Here is a 19,033-nt window from a genome sequence, read left to right on the forward strand (position 1 = left end):
GGTCGCGCGGGCGGCGGTGCCAGACTGGTATGCATGCCTGAGCTGCGGTCGAAGACCTCCACGCACGGTCGGACGATGGCCGGCGCCCGGGCCCTGTGGCGGGCCACCGGGATGACCGACGACGACTTCGGCAAGCCGATCGTCGCCATCGCCAACAGCTTCACCCAGTTCGTCCCCGGTCACGTCCACCTCAAGGACCTCGGCGGGCTCGTCGCCGACGCGGTGGCCGAGGCCGGCGGGGTCGGCCGCGAGTTCAACACCATCGCGGTCGACGACGGCATCGCGATGGGCCACGGCGGGATGCTCTACTCGCTGCCCAGCCGGGAGCTGATCGCCGATGCCGTGGAGTACATGGTCAACGCCCACTGCGCGGACGCCCTGGTCTGCATCTCCAACTGCGACAAGATCACGCCGGGGATGCTGCTGGCCGCGCTCCGGCTGAACATCCCGACCGTCTTCGTCTCCGGCGGGCCGATGGAGGCCGGCAAGACGGTCGCGATCGAGGGCGTGGTCCACTCCAAGATCGACCTGATCGACGCGATGATCGCCGCCTCCAACGAGGCGGTCACCGAGGACCAGCTCGGGGCCATCGAACGCTCCGCCTGCCCGACCTGCGGCTCCTGCTCCGGCATGTTCACGGCCAACTCGATGAACTGCCTCACCGAGGCCATCGGCCTGGCGCTGCCGGGCAACGGCTCGACCCTCGCCACCCACGCCGCGCGCCGGTCGCTCTTCGTCGAGGCCGGGCGCACCGTGGTGGAGATCGCCAAGCGGTGGTACGACGGCGACGACGCCTCCGTGCTGCCCCGGTCGGTCGCCAGCCGCCCGGCGTTCGAGAACGCGGTGGCCCTGGACGTGGCGATGGGCGGATCGACGAACACGATCCTGCACCTGCTCGCCGCCGCGCGGGAGGCCGAGCTGGACTTCTCGGTCGCCGACATCGACGCCATCTCCCGGCGGGTGCCCTGCCTCGCCAAGGTCGCACCGAACTCGCCGCAGTACCACATGGAGGACGTGCACCGGGCCGGCGGCATCCCGGCCATCCTGGGCGAGCTGGACCGCGCCGGGCTGCTCAACCGGGAGGTGCACGCCGTGCACTCCCCCTCACTGGACCGCTGGCTGGCCGACTGGGACGTGCGCGGCAGAACGGCGGTCCCGGAGGCCGTGGAGCTGTTCCACGCCGCCCCGGGCGGGGTCCGCACCACCGAGCCGTTCTCCACCACCAACCGCTGGTCGTCGCTGGACACCGACGCGACGGGCGGCTGCATCCGTGACCGTGCGCACGCGTACAGCGCCGACGGCGGGCTGGCCATCCTGCACGGCAACCTCGCGCCGGACGGCTGCGTGGTGAAGACCGCCGGCGTGCCCGAGGAGTGCCTGACGTTCCGTGGCCCGGCGAAGGTGTACGAGTCCCAGGACGACGCGGTGTCGGCAATCCTGGCGAAGGACGTCGTCGCCGGTGACGTGGTGGTGATCCGGTACGAGGGGCCGAAGGGCGGCCCGGGCATGCAGGAGATGCTCTACCCCACCTCGTTCCTCAAGGGCCGCGGGCTGGGCCGGGCCTGCGCGCTGCTCACCGACGGTCGGTTCTCCGGCGGCACCTCCGGGCTGTCCATCGGGCACGTCTCACCGGAGGCGGCCTCCGGCGGCCTGATCGCGCTGGTCGAGGAGGGCGACGAGATCGTCATCGACATCCCGGGGCGCTCCATCGAGCTGAACGTGCCGGACGACGTGCTCCAGGCCCGCCGGATCGCCCAGGAGAAGCGGGACCGCCCGTACACCCCGGTCGACCGGCAGCGCCCGGTGTCGGCGGCGTTGCGCGCGTACGCCTCGATGGCCACCTCGGCCAGCGACGGCGCCTACCGCCGCGTCCCCGAGTGAGAAGGAAGGGGCCCCTTCTTAACGCCCAGGGCGGTGGAAGGGGCCCTTCTTCACATCGCAGCGGGCACGGTGGCTTCACTGGTTGCCGCGCGGGACGCCACCCGGATCGGCGGCGGGGTTCTGGTCGGCGGGCGAGGTGCCGCCGTACGATCCGCCGCCCGGCGACATTCCTGCGACCCCCATCGGCGACTGGAACTGCTCGTCCGGCTCGCCGGTCTCGCCGTGGATCCGGTCGGGGGCTCCGGGACCGGGGTCTGCGCCCCCGGCGTGCTCGTCGAGTTCCTCGGGCAGGGAGGGATCAACCGGTTTCGTCATGCCCACCAGGTACCACCACGGGCGCCGGCGAAACCGCACCGGGCAACGCCGTGCCGAAGGCGTTAAGAAGGGGCCCCTCCACTACCGGAGACGTTAAGAAGGGGCCCTTCCTTTCAGTCGTTCACGCAGCGGAGGGTCGGGCGGCGGGTGAGCGCGGCGGGGTCCAGTGGGGTGTCCGCGCGGACGGTGAAGGTGACGGACTCGCCGGGCAGCAGCGTCACCAGTGCCTCGTCGACTTCGGCCGACGGATCGAGGCGGTCCGGGAACAGGGTCAGGTCACGCAGGATCGTCCGCGCGGAGACCCGGACCCGGTGGCCGCCGTCGGCCGGCTCGACCGTCGCGTCGTACCCGGCCGCCGGCCACGCGACGTCGCGATCCTCGGCGTAGAACCAGAGCGCCCGCTCGGCCTCCTCCCCCGCCTCGGCGAGCAGCAGCTCCCGGCGGGCCTCCTCCGGCCGCGCCAGCTCCGCCGGCAGCGCCCGCACCACCGAGGAGTACGGCGGCACGTCCAGCTCGACCGCGGTCTTCGCCCGCGGCTCACCGGCCAGGGTCAGCCGGGTGACCGTCGCCCCGGTCCGCCACGGCGAACCGGTCTCGTTCACCGCGACCAGCGCCAGCCCGCCGTCGCGGGGTTGGACGGTGAGCAGCCGGTCGGCGTACGCCCGGCGCAGCGCGTACCACAGCGGTTTGCGCCGGCCGTCGCCGTCGACCGCGGACCAGGAGGTGACCGGCCAGCAGTCGTTCAGCTGCCACACGATGGTGCCGGTGCAGTGGTCCCGGTGGGAGCGGAAGTGCTCCACCCCGACCTGGATCGCGCGGGCCTGGACGAGCTGGGTGAAGTAGTGCCAGTCGTCGAAGTCGCGCGGGGCCGGCAGGTGGGCGTCGAGACCCCGGCGCAGCTTGCGGTCGCCGTCGGTCGCCTTCTGGTGGTGGACCATGCCGGGTGAGTCGTGGGCGAGCGGCTCGTCGGTCAGCGCCCGGCGCAGCGTCGCGTACGCCGGGGGCGCCTGCCAGCCGAACTCGGCGACGAAGCGGGGCACGTACTCGCGGTACGTCAGGTAGTCGGCGGTGTTCCAGACGTCCCAGATGTGCGTGGTCCCGTAGGCGGGATCGTTGGGGTGGATGTCCTCGCTGCCGGACCAGGGGCTGCCCGGCCAGTAGGGGCGGGTCGGGTCCAGCTCGGCGACGATCCGGGGCAGCAGGTCCAGGTAGTAGCCGCGGCCCCAGCTGCGCCCGGCGAGCGGCTCCTGCCAGTCCCAGTCGTGCCAGCCCCAGATGTTCTCGTTGTTGCCGGTCCACAGCACCAGCGACGGGTGCGGCGCGAGGCGGACCACCTGCTCGGCCGCCTCCGCGGCGACCTCGGCGGCGATCGGCTCCTCTTCGGGGTACGCGGCGCAGGCGAAGAGGAAGTCCTGCTGCACCAGGAGGCCGCGCTCGTCGGCCAGCTCGTAGAAGTCCTCCGACTCGTACCGGCCGCCGCCCCACACCCGCAGCAGGTTGATGTTGGCGCCGGCGGCCTGGTCGAAGCGCCGCGCCAGCCGCTGGCGGGTGATCCGGCTGGGGAAGGCGTCGTCGGGGATCCAGTTCACGCCCCGGACGAAGATCGGGGTGTCGTTGACGTGCAGGGTGAACGGGGCGCCGTGCGCGTCGGGGGCGGTGTCGACCCGTACCGACCGGAAGCCGATGCGCCGCCGCCAGGTGTCGAGCACGGCGCCGTCACCGTCGGCGAGGGCCACGTCCAGGGTGTGGCGCGCCTGGTCGCCGTACCCCCGGGGCCACCACAGCTGCGGGTCGCGGACGGTGAGGGTCAGGACGGCCCGATGCTCCCCCGCCTCGATCCGCGCCTCGGCGTCGGCACCGGCGACGGAGGCGCGGACGGTGACCGGCACGTCGGCGGCGCGCTCCACGTCGACGTGCAGCTCGACCCGGCCCTCGCCGCCGGCGACGGTGACCAGCGGGCGGACGGTCCGCAGCCGGGCGGTGGACCAGCCGTGCAGGCCGATCTCCCGCCAGATGCCGGCGGTGACCACCGTGGGCCCCCAGTCCCACCCGAAGTTGCAGGCCATCTTCCGGATGAAGGGGAACGGCTCGGGGTACGCGTTGGGCCGGTCGCCGAGCCGGTCACGGTGTGCCTCGGCGTACCGGTACGGCGAGTCGAAGCGGACGGCGAGGGCGTTGTTCCCGGCCCGCAGCAGGGCGGTGACGTCGAAGCGGTACCCGCGGTGCATGTTCTCGGTGCGGCCGACCTCGGCGCCGTTGAGGGTCGCCGTGGCGACCGTGTCCAGGCCGGCGCAGACCAGGTCGAGGCGCTGGTGCCCGCCCGACGGCCGGTCGAACGTCGTCTCGTACACCCAGTCGGTGCGCCCGATCCAGGCGAGCCGCGTCTCGTTGTCGTCGAGGTACGGGTCCGGGACGAGCCCGGCGGCGAGCAGGTCGGTGTGGACGCAGCCGGGGACGGTGGCCGGCACCACCCGGCCGGCGACCGCGGCCGGCACCTCCGGTCCGGGCAGCGCCCGCAGGGTCCAGCCCTCGTGCAACGGGGTCACGACTTCACCGCACCTTCCATGATTCCCCGGACGATGTGCTGGGCGTTGTACTCACCAGGCTGATCGTGACGTTCGGGTTGGCGTCCTCGTACGTGGCCTTCAGCTCGTCGAGACCGAAGTCGCCCCAGAAGTGATTTTGAGGGTGACCGGCCCGCCGGGCTTCGAGCCACCACCACCGCTGTTGCCGCTGCACGCCGCCACCAGGACGAGGCTGACCGCACCGACGGCGGCTCTCCTCGCCCACCGGGCCAGGGATCGCGTCATCACATCCTCCACCCAACTGGTATCGCTCCCGGCATCGAACGACATCTACTGAACCGGATAAGTGCCGACACCGTACGGGCGGCCTGCGACCGTGTCAACGGCCGGGCTGACGTAGGCTGAACCGAGCAAGTGAACAGCGGCCGCCGACGCGGAGCGGCGGAGCACGAAGGGGGCGCCGGTGAAGCGGCCGACCATCGCCGACGTCGCGCGCCGGGCCGGGGTCTCGAAGGGAGCGGTCTCCTACGCGCTCAACGGCCAGCCCGGCGTCTCGGAGACGACCCGGCAACGCATCCTCGCCGTCGCGGCGGAGATCGGCTTCAGCCGCAGCAGCGCCGCCCGGGCGCTCTCCGGCGCCACCTCGGACGCCATCGGCCTGGCGTTGTGCCGGCCCGCCCGCACCCTCGGGATCGAGCCGTTCTTCATGGAGCTGATCAGCGGCGTCGAGGCGGAGCTCTCCGCCCGGTCGTACGCGCTGACCCTCCAGGTGGTCGCCGACCAGGACGCCGAGATCGCCGTCTACCGCCGCTGGTGGGGCGAACGGCGGGTGGACGGGGTGCTCGTGTGCGACCTGCGCACCGACGACCGGCGCGTCCCCGTCCTGGAGGAGCTGGGCCTGCCCGCCGTCGTGATCGGCGGGCCCGGCGGCACCGGGCGGCTGGCCAGCGTCTGGTCCGACGACGCGGCGGCCCTGGTGGAGACCATGGAGTACCTGGTCGCCCTCGGCCACCGCCGCATCGCCCGGGTGGGCGGCCTGCCCGAGCTGCTGCACACGTCCATCCGCACCGAGGCCTTCACCGAGGTGCGCCGGCGGCTCGACCTGCCCGACGCGGTCACCGTCTCGTCCGACTACACCGGCGAGGAGGGCGCCCGCGCCACCCGCCGCCTGCTCAGCTCGCCCGCGCGGCCCACCGCCGTCATCTACGACAACGACGTGATGGCGATCGCCGGGCTGTCGGTGGCGCAGGAGATGGGGCTCGCCGTCCCGGGCGACCTGTCCATCGTGGCGTGGGACGACTCACCGCTTTGCCGGCTCGTGCACCCGCCGCTGACGGCGCTGGGTCGGGACATCCCCGCGTACGGCGCCCACGCCGCCCGCCAACTGCTGGCGGTGGTCGGCGGGTCGCCGGTCGGCGGGTTCCAGGACGAGACCGCGCACCTCACCCCGCGCGGCAGCACCGCGTCGCCACCCGGCTTGACTGAACCGATTCAGCCGCAGCGTCGTCAGCGGGACGCGTAGGGGAACTCGTCGAAGTACGCCTCGACCCGCTCGGCGGTGGCCGGCCGGGCGAGGGCGAACCCCTGCCCGTACCGGCACCCGGCGCGCTGCGCCCCCGCCACCTGGTCCTCCGACTCCAACTCCTCGACGACGATCTCCAGGCCGAGCCGGGCGCCGACACTCACCACCACGTCGATCAGCGGCCCCGACGCGTCCGTCCCCCGGGTCACCAGCTCCGGGCCCACCTTGAGCAGGTCGATCGGGAGCCGGCGCAGCTGCGCGAGGGAGGCGTGCTCGGCGCGGAAGTCGTCCAGCGCGGTGCGGACACCCAACGACCGCAACCCCGCCAGCCGGGCCACCACCGTCGGCAGCTCCGCCGCCACCCTCGGCTCGGCCACCTCGACCACCAGCCGATCCGGCGGCAAGCCGTACGCGTCGAGCACCGCCGCCGTCCGGGGCACGAAGTCCGGCGCGGTCAACTCACGGACGGTCACGTTGATCGCCATCCACAGCTCACGCCCGGTGCCGGTCCAGTCGGCCAGCTGCCGGCAGGCCCGGTCGAGGACCCAGAGGCCCAGCTCGCCCACCACGTCGAGATCCTCCGCCACCGGCAGCAGCTCGGCGGGAAGCACCGTGCCGAGCACCGGGCTGCGCCAACGCAGCAGCGCCTCCGCGCCCACCGGCACCCGGTCTGCCAGCCCGAGCACCGGCTGGAAGACCAGGTCCAGCTCCCCCCGGGCGACCGCACCGGGCAGTTCCCGCTCCAGATCCAGGCGGCGGACCAGCTGCTCCTCCAGGTAGGCGTCGTACCACTCGACCCGGTCCCGGCCGAGCTGCACGGCCCGCCGGCGAGCCAGGTCCGCCTGGCGCAGCACGTCCTCCGGGTCGGTCCCGCCGGTCTCGGCCAGCCCGATGCTGGCCTGAAGCCGCAGCACCGCGCCGGGCACCTGGTAGGGCTGGGTGAGCGCGGCGACCAGCCGGGTCCCCAGCGCGTACGCGAGCAACGGCCCGACGCCGGTCGCCACCGCGAAGCCCGTGTGGGTCACGTCGGCCACCAGGTCGCCCGGGCCGAGGACGGCCCGGGTCCGGCGCGCCACCTCGGCCGCCAGGTCGGGACCGGCGAGCTGCTCCGCCACGTCGGCGCTGGGCGCGTGCAGCTCCACCACGAGCAGCGCGCCCGACGGGGGCGGCGCGTCCCGCAGCACGGCGAGCGCCCGCAGCAGCGCACTCCGGTCCCCGGTCAGGCCGGCCCCGGCCGCCCCGCCCGCCGGCGGCGGCACCGAGCCGCCCGCCCCGACGGACCCGGCCGCGCCGTCCACCGGCGCGGGAACCCGCCCGGCGTGCGGACGCCGCCGGGGCCGGAGCAGCTCCCGGAGCACCAGTGGCGGGACCACGCAAAGCGCGAGCAGCACGGCCGTCGGGTCGGGCGCCAACCCGGAACCGAGCCACCAGGCGGTCGCCGCGACCACGGCGACCGCCGGTGCCACCACCCGCGGCCAGACGGCGGTCGGCCGCGGCGGCGGGTCCAGCTCCGGGCGCAGCGCGCGCCGCGCACCCCCCGCGGTCAGCAGCACCCCGCCCACCAGCGGGGGTACGGCCAGCAGCCCGGCCCGGTCGGGCAGGGGGCCGGCGGTCAACGTGGCGAGCACGACCAGGCCGGTCAGCGCGAGCGCCGCCCCACCGCGGCACCGGGCCGCACCGGAGTGGCGGTGCGGCCCGGTCAGCGCGGTGAGCGCGGCCACCGCCAGCACGCCGAGCGCCACCGCCGCGGCGAGACGGGCCGGGGCGCCGACGCTGTCGCGTGGCAGGAGCAACCAGGCGGCGAGGGCCAGGCCGGCGCCCGGCCCGGCCGCGTCGGCGGCGCGGCGCAGCCGGACCCGGACCGGTGGGTGCGGCGGGTTGGCCAGCACGGCCAGGCCGGCCCCGAACAGCACGGCCGCGACGGCCAGCCCGGTGACGGCCGCGCTGCTGCGCTGCGCGTCGTCCGCCAGCGGCAGGACGGCGGCGGTGAGCCCGGCGGCGACGACGGCCGCGTCCAGCAGGGCGGCGACCCGCCGGGGCCGGGCCGCCCGGCGCCGCGCGGCGGCCCGGGTGTCGCCGTCCCGGGCGGCCGGACGGGGTGGGCCGGCGGCCAGCCGCGACAGCCGGGTGCCGGCGAGCGCGCTCCCGGCGGCCGCGGTGAGCGCCACCACGCCCAGGGCGGGCAGCGGTCCGACCGCGGCGGCGAGCAGGAGCACGGTGACCACTGCGAGAACGACGACCTCCGGCAGGGCCGGTCGGCGGGCCGGGGCGCGGAGCGGGTACGCGAGGGGCACGGCGATCGCCTTCGTGAGGGGGCACGGGGGCGGTGCGGCGGGGCGGGACGCGAACGAAAGTCCGGTGCCCAACCCTCGTCAACGAGGCGGCGACCGGGCGGTGACGCCCACCTTACCGTGACGTGCGTCACCGCCCGGGCCGGCCGGCGACCGGTGCGGCCCGCCGCGTCCGGCGGCTGGGCAGGGTGGGATCATCGGGGGGTGAGCAGCTCCGACACCGTCCGGTTCCGGCACAACCAGGCCATCGCGGCGGCCGCGGTGATCGCCTTCATCGGCGCCCTGCCACTGGCCAACGCCGAGTGGTACTTCCTGCCGGTGCTGCTCGTCCCCCTCGCCGTGGGCCTGTGGGCGTGGCGGGCCGGCACCGACGCCGACTCCCGGGGTCTGCGCCTGCGGGCGCTCACCGGGGAGCGCCGCATCACCTGGGACCAGGTCGTCGAGCTGGCCAGCGATCCGCGCGGCCGGGCGGTCGCCCGCCTCGACGACGGCCGGGAGGTGCCGCTCCCGGCGGTCCGCGGGAAGGACCTGCCCCGGCTGGTCGCCGCCACCGGCCAGAGCCGGCCCGACGAGCCGGCTCAGTAGCCGTCGACCACGGCGTTGATCAGCGGCGCCCCGGCGGCGAACCGGCGGACCTGATCCCCCACCAGCCGGTACGCCCGTGGCAGCAGGCCGCGTACCGAGCCGGCGACGTGCGGGGTGAGCAGCACGTTCGGCATCGTCCACAGGGGATGGTCGGAGGGCAGCGGCTCCGGGTCGGTCACGTCCAGCGCGGCCGAGATCCGGCCGGTACGCAGCTCGGCGACCAGCGCCTCGGTCCGGGCCACCGGGCCACGCGCGGCGTTGACCAGCAACGCGCCGTCCCGCATGGCCCCGAGGAACGCCCCGTCGACCAGCCCGCGGGTCTGCTCGGTCAGCGGCACCAGCAGCACCACCACGTCGGCTTCGGGAAGCAGCCGGGGCAGCTCGGCCACGCCGTGGACGCCCGGCCGGGCCGTCCGCGCGACCAGGGTGAGGCTCACCTCGAACGGTTCGAGGCGCCGCCGGACCGCGGCGCCGATCGAGCCGGCCCCGACGATGAGCACCCGCTTGCCGATCAACTCGTCGGTCGGCGTCACCTGGGCGTACGCCCACTCGCGGCGGGCCTGCGCGCGGGCGAGCGCCGGGAAGGCCCGCAGGTGGGAGAGGATCGCCGTGACCACCCACTCGGCCGTGGCCGGGTCGTGCACCCCGCGGGCGTCGCAGAGCGTCACCCCGGCCGGCATCCGGCCGACCCACGCGTCCGCCCCGGCGGAGAGCAACTGCACGACCTCGAGGTCGGGCAGGTCTCGCAGCAGGGCGGTGGCCGCCGGCCCGGCGAGGAAGGGCGGCACCCAGAACCGGACGTCGGACACCGTCGACGGGAGGCGCGTCGGGTCCGACGCCACCTCCACGGTGACGCCCGGTGGCAGGTCACCGAGCAGGGACGGGCCGTCCTCGTGAGGGATCCACAGCTTCACGCCCGCCGACGATAGGCCCTCGGCCGGCCGGGCGCCCTTCGGGGCGTTCTCCCACACCCGAACGGGCGCCGGATCGCGGGTGACCAGGGTGACCGACGGGCCGGCATCGATCCGCCCCTCGGGCGGGTATAACGGGAGCCGGAGTGCCAGCCGGTCTCCGGATCGTCAACGCGGCCAGACAGGTGGTTCCATGAGCGACGGCACCGACCGACCCTCCGGGCGGTCCGTCCCGATCCCGGGGCTCGGCGACCCCGCCCGGCTGCGGGCGCTCGCGGAGACGCGTTTGGCCGCCACCCCCGACGACGCCTTCGACCGCTTCGCCCGGCTGGTGGCGGACCTGCTCGACGTGCCCGTCGCACTGGTCTCCCTGGTCGACGCCGAGCGACAGTTCTTCCCGGGTGAGACCGGGCTGCCCCAACCGTGGGCCGACCGGCGCGAGACCCCGCTCAGCCACTCGTTCTGCCAGCACGTGGTCGACCTGGAAACGCCCATGGTGCTGCCCGACGCGCGGCTCTACCCCCGCGTGCGGGACAACCTGGCCATCCCCGACCTCGGTGTGGTCGCGTACGCCGGGATGCCCCTGACCGACCTGGACGGTCGGGTCCTGGGGTCGCTGTGCGCGATCGACAGCAAGCCCCGGGCCTGGACCGCCGCCCAGCTGCGGACGCTCGCCGACCTGGCGGCGGCCTGCTCGTCCGAGCTGCGGCTGCGGATCGCGCTCGACGGCGCGGAGCAGGCCCGGCGGCGGGCCGAGGAGGCGCACTCACGGCTGGCGCTGCTGGCCGGACTGAGCGAGACGCTGGCCGGCACGCTCGACATCGGCACCGCGCTGCGCCAGCTCACCGCCACCATGGTCCCGCTGCTCGCCGACTGGTGCGTGGTCAGCGTGGTGGGCCCGGACGGCGGGCTGCACGACGTGGTGGCGGCGCACCGGGATCCGGCCCGCGCGGCGGACGTGGCCCGCTTCGCCCAGCTCATGCGCACCCGACTCGGGCCCGGGTCGATCACCCTGACCGTGCTGCGCACCGGCACACCGGTGCTCGGCGGCGCCGCCACCCTCGCCGACGTGCGGAGCGGCACGATCGGCTCCGAGATGCCCGAGATCGCCGAGCGGCTGGGCTTCGCCTCGCATCTCACCGTGCCGGTCACGGACACCGGCCGCGACCGCGTGCTCGGGACGGTCACCCTCGTCAACGGCCCGGCCCGACGGCATCTCGACGACGGCGACCTGCTCACCGCCGTGGAGATCGGCCGCCGGGCGGGGCAGGCGATCGGCAACAGCTCGATGTACGGGGAGCAGCGGCACGTCGCCCACGTCCTGCAACACAGCATGCTGCCGCCGCTGCCCACCGACGACCGGTTGGAGCTCGCCGCCCGGTACCAGCCGGCGGCGGACCGGGTCGAGGTCGGTGGCGACTGGTACGACGTCTTCCGGCAACCCGACGGCGACCTGGTCGCCGCGATCGGGGACGTGGCCGGGCACGACATCGAGGCGGCCGCCACCATGGGGCAGCTCCGCAACCTGGTCCGGGGCAACGCGTACGGCCGGACGGACGCCGTCGCCGACCTGATGCGCCACCTGGACGACACGATCCGCGGGTTGCGGATCCCCGCCGTAGCCACCGCCGTCCTGGTCCGCCTGCGGTCGGACGGCCGGGGCGGCCAGTCGGTCGCCTGGTGCAACGCCGGGCACCCGGCGCCCCTCGTGGTACGCGCGGACGGCACCGTGGAGGCCCTGGCGGCGCCGCCGGAGCCCCTGCTCGGCCTGACCGCACCGGTACGGCGGACCACCCACCACGCGACGCTCGCCGGCGGCGACACGCTGCTGCTCTTCAGCGACGGCCTGGTGGAGCGGCGGGACCAGCCCATCGACACCGGCCTCGACGAGCTGGCCGACCGGCTCCGGGGTACGGAAAGCCTGCCCCTGGACCGGCTGTGCGACCTGCTGGTGACCGCGGCGCACCGCCGTGAGGACGACATCGCGCTGCTCGCCGTCCGCGCCCGCTGACCTCCGTCGCGCCGACCGGCGATGCCCGGCGGGCCCGCATCGCCACCGCAGCGGGCTACGCTGGGCCGGGTGAGCGCCCGTCTCCCGTACCGTCGCACCCGCCGCCTCCGGGCGGCGCTCGCCGCCTCGTGCGCGGCGCTGCTGGTCACCACCGGTTGCACCTTCGGCGAGCCGGAGCCGGACCGGGCCGGTGAGCCGCCCACCTTCCCCACGCCGTCGGCGACGGCGAGCCCCGGCGGCGCCGGCCGGGAGGTCGTGGCCACCGTGCTCGCCAAGGGCCTGCGCGTGCCGTGGGGCATCGCCTTCCTGCCCGACGGGGGAGCGCTGGTCACCGAACGGGACACCGGCCGCATCCTCCAGGTCGGCCCCGAGTCCGGCCCCGACGGCCTGAAGGTCACCCGGGTGCAGACGGTCGCCGAGGTGACGGCCGGCGGCGAGGGCGGGCTGATGGGCATCGCCGTCTCGCCGAGCTACCAGCGGGACCGGACGATCTTCATCTACTACACCGCCGAGCGCGACAACCGGATCGCGCGGCTCCGGCTGGGCGAGCGGCCCCAGCCGATCCTGACCGGCATCCCGAAGGCGGGCATCCACAACGGCGGTGGCCTCGCGTTCGGGCCGGACGGCCAGCTCTACGCCAGCACCGGCGACGCCGGCGACCGGACGCAGTCGCAGGACGCCAAGCGCCTCGGCGGCAAGATCCTGCGGATCACCACCGACGGGAAGCCCGCGCCCGGCAACCCGTTCCCCGACTCCCCGGTCTGGTCGCTCGGACACCGGAACGTGCAGGGGTTCACCTGGGCCGCCAACCAGAAGATGTACGCGGTCGAATTCGGACAGAACACCTGGGACGAGATCAACGAGATCGTCAAGGGCCGCAACTACGGGTGGCCGGAGGTCGAGGGCCGCTCCGACGACCGCCGGTACGTCAACCCGATCACCCAGTGGCCCACCTCCGACGCCTCGTGCTCCGGGCTCGCCCGGGCGGAGTCGCTGCTGGCGACGGCCTGCCTGCGGGGCCGGCGGCTCTGGCTGGTCGAGCTGACCGAGACCGGTACGGTGCTCGGCCAGCCGCGTGACCTGCTGACCAACCGCTTCGGCCGGCTGCGGGCGGTCGCCGCGGCGCCGGACGGCTCGCTGTGGGTGAGCACGTCGAACCACGACGGGCGCGGCGACCCGGCACCGGAGGACGACCGGCTGCTGCGCCTGGTGTTCGCTCAGGGCGGAGCCGGACGAAGCTGACGTCGGGGGACGCCACGCGCAAGGTTTGCCAAGATCCGTCGGCGGGCAGGTCAGAATCTCAGCATGGATGGGCAGGAGAACGAGCAGCAGGAGGGCCGGAGCGACGTGGCACCGAAGGCCGGCCGTACACGGCGGTTCGCCCTCCCCGGGCCGACCGACGGCCGACGCAGGTGGCGGGCCCTCCGCGCGACCGGTGTGACGCTGGCGGTCCTCGCGGTCGCCCTGGCCGGGGTCATGATCGGTGCGCTGGCCGGCGGCCGGGTCAGCACCGACATCGGGCCGTTCCAGGCGGACCTGACGGTGGCCCCGGCCCTCACCGGCAGCACCACCGTCGACGTCCCCCCGCTCGGCGCGCTGCTGCTCGACAGCCACGACGGGCCGACCCACCTGACCGTGGAGCTGGGTGCGCTCGACCAGGGCCGCACCGAGGCGCTCCTCGACGACCCGGCCAGCCTCAGCCAGGCGAGCCGCACCGCGGTCGACGACGTCCGCGAGGGCGTGATGCGGCTGGGCCTGCGTACGGCGGCCTCGACCGTGCTGGTCACCCTGGTGCTGGCCCTGCTGGTGTTTCGCGACACCCGGCGGGCCGCCTGGGCGGGCGGGCTCGCGCTGGCGGTGACCGCGGCCAGCCTCGGCACCGCGGCGTCCACCCTGCGCCCCCAGGCCATCGAGGAGCCGCGCTACGAGGGGCTGCTGGTCAACGCGCCGGCCATCGTCGGTGACGCCCGCCGGATCGCCAACGACTACACCCGGTACGCCGAGCAGCTCCAGCGCATCGTCGGCAACGTCAGCCAGCTCTACACCACCGTCTCGGCGCTGCCCGTGTACGAGCCGGACCCGGACACCACCCGGGTCCTGCACATCTCCGACATGCACCTCAACCCCGCGGCCTGGCAGCTCATCCGCACCGTGGTGGAGCAGTTCAACATCGACGTGGTGGTGGACACCGGCGACATCACCGACTGGGGCAGCGAGCCGGAGGCGTCCTACGTCGGCGCGATCGGGCTGCTCCAGAAGCCGTACGTGTTCATCCGGGGCAACCACGACTCGGGCCGTACGGCGGCGGCGGTGGCCCGCCAGCGCAACGCGATCGTGCTCGACAACACCACCACCACCGTCGCCGGGCTGACCATCGCCGGCATCGGCGACCCCCGGTTCACCCCGGACAAGAGCACCTCGCCGGCGGGCAGCGGCCTGACCCGGGAAACCGCCGACCAGCTCATCGACACCGGCGACAAGCTCGCCGCGACGGTACGCAGCTCGCCCCGGCCGGTGAACATCGGGCTGGTGCACGATCCCGCGTCCGCCGGGCCGCTCGCCGGCACCACTCCCCTGGTGCTCGCCGGCCACACCCACCGGCGCGACGTGTCCAAGCTGCCGCAGGCACCCGGTCAGTCGCCCACCCTGCTGATGGTGCAGGGGTCGAGCGGCGGCGCCGGCCTGCGCGGGCTGGAGGGCGAGCAGCCGACGCCCCTGTCGATGAGCGTCCTGTACTTCGACGACGAGAACAAGCTGCTCCAGGCGTACGACGACATCACGGTGGGCGGCACCGGGCAGGCCCAGGTGAACCTCCAGCGGCACATCGTGGAGGACCCGAAGGCCGGCGCCCCCGCACCGGTCACCCCGACCCCGACCCGCTGACCCGGGCGCGGGCGTACGCGCCGTCGGCGCCCCCGTGCCGGCGTGCGCGGGTGCCGGCCGTGCGCGGGTGCCGGCCGTGCGCGCCGTCGGCCCCGGTGCCGGCGTGCGCGTTCGGCTCGGCCCGCCGGTCCCCGCGTCAGCGGAGGGACAGGGCGGCGAGAGCGGCGTTGACGATGCTGCCGGGGAGGAGGTCGTGCAGTTCGTACAACTCGGTGACGCTGCCGGACTGACCGAACTCGTCCACCCCGAGGGGCACCGCCGGAGCGCCGACCGCCGAGCCGAGCCAGGCCATCGCGTGCGAGGCGGCGTCGTGCACCGTCACCACCGGCACCCGGTCGGCGAAGGCCGTCCGCAGGGCACCGGGGACGCTGGGAACCGTGGCGGTGCGCACGCCCTGCCGCAGGGTGCGCTGCCAGGCCCGGTAGAGACGGTCCAGGCTGGTGACGTCCACGACGTGCGCGGCGACGCCCTCCTCGGCCAGTTCCGCGGCGGCGGCCAGCACCTCCGGCAGCACCGCACCGGACGCGGCGATCTGCACGACCGGGGCGTCCGCCAGGTGCGGGTACGCCTGGTGGGCGTCGACCAGGCGGTACGCGCCGGCGAGCACCTGCCGGCGCAGCACCGCCTCGCCGAGGCGGGCGCGGGCCGCCTCGAAGGGCGCCTGGTCGATCGGGCGGGTGCTGAGCCGGAAGTAGTACGCGCCGTCCTCGGCCGGTGCGGCGGTGGCGGCGGGCGCCCCGCCCTGCGCGATCTGGCCGAACGCGTCGCAGAGCAGCCAGTCCAGGGTGGCCGCGTACGCGGGCTCGACGAAGGTGACCCCGGGCAGCTCCAGGCCGACGCTGGCGGTGATCGTCGACTGGTGCGCGCCGCCCTCGGGCGCGAGGGTGACGCCCGACGGGGTGCCCGCGACGACGAACCGCGACCCGGAGTAGGTGCCGTACAGGAACGCGTCGAGGCCGCGCAGCACGAACGGGTCGTACACGGTGCCGACCGGCAGCAGCGGCTGCCCGGACAGGTCCCACGACAGGCCGAGCTGCCCGAGCAGCAGGAACAGGTTCATCTCCGAGATGCCCAGCTCGATGTGCTGCCCGGCCGGGCTCTCGGTCCAGCGCAGCATCCGGTCCTCGCTCCAGGAACGCTGCTCGGTCGGGGCGAACACCCCGGTCTTGTTGATGAACCCGGCCAGGTTGGTCGAGGTGGCCACGTCGGGCGCGGTGGTGACCAGGTAACGCCCCACCTGCGGGTCGCGGGCCAGGTCGACCAGCACCCGACCGAAGACCTCCTGGGTGGAGATCGGCTTGTTCGCGCGTACCCGGGTGGTCTCCGGGACCGGGACGCCCAGCGCCCGCGTGCGCGGCGCGCGGGACAGCGCCTCCCGGCGCTCGCCGGCCCGGATGCCGGCCGGGGACGCCGGGTCGAGGCGGTCCCACTCGGTCTCGGAGGTCAGGCCCTGCGCGGCGCGCAGCGCGGCGACCTGCTCGGTGGTGAGCAGAGCCGAGTGGTTGCGCGGGTTGCCGGCGATCGGCAGCCCCCAGCCCTTGACGGTGTACGCGAAGACGACGCTGGGCCGGTCGGTGACCGCGTCGCACTGGGCGTACGCGTCGAGCATGGCCGCCAGGTCGTGGCCGCCGAGGTCGGTGACGAGCGGGCCCAGCTCGTCGTCGGAGACGTCCGCGATCAGGTCGGCGACGCCCGCCGGAGCACCGTCGAGGAACTGCTTGCGCAGGGCCGGCCCGGCCAGCCCGAACAGCGACTGGTACTGCTCGTTGGGCATCGCGTCGATCCAGTCGCGCAGCGCCTCGCCGCCGGGCCGGGCGTACGCCTCGGCGAGCCGGCGGCCGTACTTGACCTCGACCACGTGCCAGCCGGCCGCCTCGAACTGCCCCCGCCACTGGTCGATGCGGACGCCGGGAACCACCCGGTCCAGCGACTGCCGGTTGAAGTCGACCACCCACATGACGTTCCCGAGGCCGGTGGTCGCGGGGTCGGCGACGGCCTCCCAGATGTTGCCCTCGTCCAGCTCGGCGTCGCCGATCAGGGCGATGAACCGGGAGCGCGCGCGCTCGCCGAAGTGCGCGTCGACGTAGCGGCGGGTGGCCGCGGCGAACAGCGGCGCGGCGGCGCCCAGCCCGACCGAGCCGGTCGAGAAGTCCACCTCGTCGGGGTCCTTGGTCCGGGACGGGTACGACTGGAGGCCGCCCCGCGCCCGCAACCGGGTCAGGTACGACCGGTCCAGGTTGCCGAGCAGGTACTGGATGGCGTGGAACACCGGCGACGCGTGCGGTTTCACGGCGACCCGGTCCTCGGCGTCGAGGTGCGCGAACCACAGCGCGGTCATCGCGGTGACCAGGGAGGCGCTCGACGCCTGGTGCCCGCCCACCTTCACCCCGTCACCGGTGTCCCGGTCGTGGTTGGCGGCGTCGACGATGCGGGTGGCGAGCCAGAGCACCCGCCGCTGGATCTCGTCGAGGACGTCGAGGTCGTGCTGGTTCACGGTGACTCCATCCGGGCGTCGCCGTTGACGCCCTCCGAGGGGTGTGGGGGGTTGGGAAGGGCCCCTTCCTATGCACCAGGCGTTAAGAAGGGGCCCTTCCTTGCACGTCAGCCCTGGGCGCCCAGGCGGGTCAGGATCAGTTCGCGGACGGTCTTGGCGTCGGCCTGACCCCGGGTGGTCTTCATCACCGCGCCGACCAGCGCGCCGGCCGCGGCCGTCTTGCCGCCACGGACCTTGTCGGCGATGTCCGGGTTGGCGGCGATCGCCTCGTCCACGGCGGCGGTCAGCGCCCCGGTGTCCGAGACGACCTCCAGGTTCCGGTTGGTCATGATCTCGGTGGGCGTACCCTCGCCGGCCACGACGCCCTCCAGGACGGTCCGGGCCAGCTTGTCGTTGAGCTTGCCCGCGTCGACCAGGCTCTGCAGCTCGGCCACCTGCGACGGGGTGGCCCCGACGTCGGCCAGCTCCACGCCGGCCTCGTTGGCGCGGCGGGACAGCTCACCGAGCCACCACTTGCGGGCGGCGGCCGGGGTCGCGCCGGCGGCGACCGTCGCCTCGATCAGCTCGACCGCACCGGCGTTGAGCACCGACTGCATGTCCAGGTCGGACAGACCCCACTGTTCCTGCAGGCGCCGCCGGTGCAACCGGGGCAGCTCGGGCAGCGCGGCCTTCAGCTCGGCCACCCACGCCGGGTCCGGCGCGAGCGGCACCAGGTCCGGCTCGGGGAAGTACCGGTAGTCGGTCGCCGTCTCCTTGGACCGGCCCGGCGTGGTGTCACCGGTGTCCTCGTGGAAGTGCCGGGTCTCCTGGGTGATCCGGCCGCCCGCGTCGAGCACCGACGCCTGCCGGATCATCTCCGAGCGGACCGCCCGCTCCACCGAACGCAGCGAGTTGACGTTCTTCGTCTCGGTGCGGGTGCCCCACTCCTCCCCGGGCAGGTTGAGGGAGGTGTTGACGTCGCAGCGCAGCGAACCCTCCTCCATCCGCACGTCGGAGACGCCGAGCGAGCGGATCACGTCACGCAGCTCGGTGACGTACGCGCGGGCCACCTCCGGCGCCAGCGCGCCGGTGCCGGTGACCGGCTTGGTGACGATCTCGACCAGGGGGATGCCGGCCCGGTTGTAGTCCACCAGCGACTCGGTGGCGCCGTGGATGCGACCGGTCGCGCCGCCGACGTGCAGCGTCTTGCCGGTGTCCTCCTCCAGGTGCACCCGCTCGATGCCGATGCGCACGGTCTCGCCGTTCACGTCGACGTCCAGGTAGCCGTCGACGCAGAGCGGCTCGTCGTACTGGCTGATCTGGAAGTTCTTCGGCATGTCCGGGTAGAAGTAGTTCTTCCGCGCGAACCGGCACCACTCGGCGATCGAGCAGTGCAGCGCCAGACCGATCCGGATCGTCGCCTCGATGGCCGCCTTGTTGGCCACCGGCAGCGAGCCCGGCAGGCCCAGGCAGACCGGGCAGACCCGGGTGTTCGGCGCGCCGCCGAAGTCGGTCGGGCAGCCGCAGAACATCTTGGTGTTCGTGCCCAGCTCGACGTGGGTCTCCAGGCCGATCACCGGTTCGAAGCGCGCGACGACCTCGTCGTACGCGGGCAGTGTCGTCGTCATCGGTGCTC

General features: G+C 74.5%; 13 protein-coding genes. 6 read left to right on the forward strand and 7 right to left on the reverse strand.

Annotated elements, in window-relative coordinates:
* The first annotated feature begins 33 nt into the window (after positions 1 to 33).
* Positions 34 to 1,881 carry a dihydroxy-acid dehydratase gene (ilvD, locus tag ACN26Y_RS01380; protein WP_422734102.1) on the forward strand — a complete coding sequence of 616 codons (1,848 nt, stop codon included), beginning with the start codon at positions 34 to 36 and terminating at the stop codon, positions 1,879 to 1,881.
* Positions 1,882 to 1,956: 75 nt separating this feature from the next.
* Here the strand turns inward: ilvD and ACN26Y_RS01385 are convergent, their stop codons facing one another.
* The 3 genes from ACN26Y_RS01385 to ACN26Y_RS01395 form a co-directional block, all read right to left on the reverse strand.
* Complete coding sequence (locus tag ACN26Y_RS01385) at positions 1,957 to 2,196, reverse strand: hypothetical protein (RefSeq protein WP_155333696.1); 240 nt, start codon at positions 2,194 to 2,196, stop codon at positions 1,957 to 1,959.
* Between the two features lie 113 nt (positions 2,197 to 2,309).
* Positions 2,310 to 4,742 carry a glycoside hydrolase family 2 protein gene (locus tag ACN26Y_RS01390; RefSeq protein WP_155333697.1) on the reverse strand — a complete coding sequence of 811 codons (2,433 nt, stop codon included), beginning with the start codon at positions 4,740 to 4,742 and terminating at the stop codon, positions 2,310 to 2,312.
* Positions 4,743 to 4,746: 4 nt separating this feature from the next.
* The gene (locus ACN26Y_RS01395) at positions 4,747 to 4,935 is read right to left on the reverse strand and encodes a hypothetical protein (RefSeq protein ID WP_196255756.1); all 189 of its coding nucleotides are present in this window, start codon (positions 4,933 to 4,935) and stop codon (positions 4,747 to 4,749) included.
* A gap of 249 nt (positions 4,936 to 5,184) precedes the next feature.
* On the opposite strand from ACN26Y_RS01395, the gene ACN26Y_RS01400 reads away from it, so the two are divergent.
* Positions 5,185 to 6,243, forward strand: coding sequence for a LacI family DNA-binding transcriptional regulator (locus tag ACN26Y_RS01400; protein ID WP_422734103.1), 1,059 nt, complete (start codon positions 5,185 to 5,187; stop codon positions 6,241 to 6,243).
* Here the strand turns inward: ACN26Y_RS01400 and ACN26Y_RS01405 are convergent.
* Positions 6,228 to 8,537, reverse strand: coding sequence for a GGDEF domain-containing phosphodiesterase (locus ACN26Y_RS01405; RefSeq protein ID WP_155333699.1), 2,310 nt, complete (start codon positions 8,535 to 8,537; stop codon positions 6,228 to 6,230). The two genes, ACN26Y_RS01400 and ACN26Y_RS01405, sit on opposite strands and share 16 nt — an antisense overlap.
* A 201-nt stretch (positions 8,538 to 8,738) precedes the next feature.
* On the opposite strand from ACN26Y_RS01405, the gene ACN26Y_RS01410 reads away from it, so the two are divergent.
* On the forward strand, positions 8,739 to 9,119 hold the full coding sequence (locus ACN26Y_RS01410) for a PH domain-containing protein (protein ID WP_155333700.1): 381 nt from the start codon (positions 8,739 to 8,741) through the stop codon (positions 9,117 to 9,119).
* On the opposite strand, the gene ACN26Y_RS01415 is transcribed toward ACN26Y_RS01410, so the two are convergent.
* Positions 9,113 to 10,033 carry a 2-hydroxyacid dehydrogenase gene (locus tag ACN26Y_RS01415; protein WP_155333701.1) on the reverse strand — a complete coding sequence of 307 codons (921 nt, stop codon included), beginning with the start codon at positions 10,031 to 10,033 and terminating at the stop codon, positions 9,113 to 9,115. The two genes, ACN26Y_RS01410 and ACN26Y_RS01415, sit on opposite strands and share 7 nt — an antisense overlap.
* 190 nt (positions 10,034 to 10,223) lie before the next feature.
* Between ACN26Y_RS01415 and ACN26Y_RS01420 the strand changes: the two genes are divergently transcribed.
* From ACN26Y_RS01420 to ACN26Y_RS01430, 3 genes are all read left to right on the forward strand, one after another.
* A complete protein-coding gene (locus tag ACN26Y_RS01420) occupies positions 10,224 to 12,041 on the forward strand; it encodes a SpoIIE family protein phosphatase (protein ID WP_422734104.1) in 1,818 nt (605 codons plus the stop codon).
* A gap of 21 nt (positions 12,042 to 12,062) precedes the next feature.
* Entirely contained in the window at positions 12,063 to 13,283 is a 1,221-nt protein-coding gene (locus tag ACN26Y_RS01425) for a PQQ-dependent sugar dehydrogenase (protein WP_422734105.1), read from the forward strand.
* A 63-nt stretch (positions 13,284 to 13,346) separates the two neighbouring features.
* A complete protein-coding gene (locus ACN26Y_RS01430; protein ID WP_155333704.1) occupies positions 13,347 to 14,924 on the forward strand; it encodes a metallophosphoesterase in 1,578 nt (525 codons plus the stop codon).
* A gap of 136 nt (positions 14,925 to 15,060) precedes the next feature.
* Here ACN26Y_RS01430 and ACN26Y_RS01435 read toward each other — a convergent pair whose 3' ends face one another.
* Both ACN26Y_RS01435 and gatB read right to left on the reverse strand, forming a co-directional pair.
* Positions 15,061 to 17,418, reverse strand: a complete 2,358-nt coding sequence (locus ACN26Y_RS01435) for a transketolase-like TK C-terminal-containing protein (protein ID WP_422734106.1) — start codon at positions 17,416 to 17,418, stop codon at positions 15,061 to 15,063.
* 107 nt (positions 17,419 to 17,525) lie between these two features.
* Entirely contained in the window at positions 17,526 to 19,025 is a 1,500-nt protein-coding gene (gene gatB, locus ACN26Y_RS01440) for an Asp-tRNA(Asn)/Glu-tRNA(Gln) amidotransferase subunit GatB (protein WP_155333706.1), read from the reverse strand.
* Between the last annotated feature and the right edge of the window lie 8 nt (positions 19,026 to 19,033).

Source organism: Micromonospora sp. WMMD558 (genome assembly GCF_049315255.1).
Lineage (GTDB): Bacteria > Actinomycetota > Actinomycetes > Mycobacteriales > Micromonosporaceae > Micromonospora.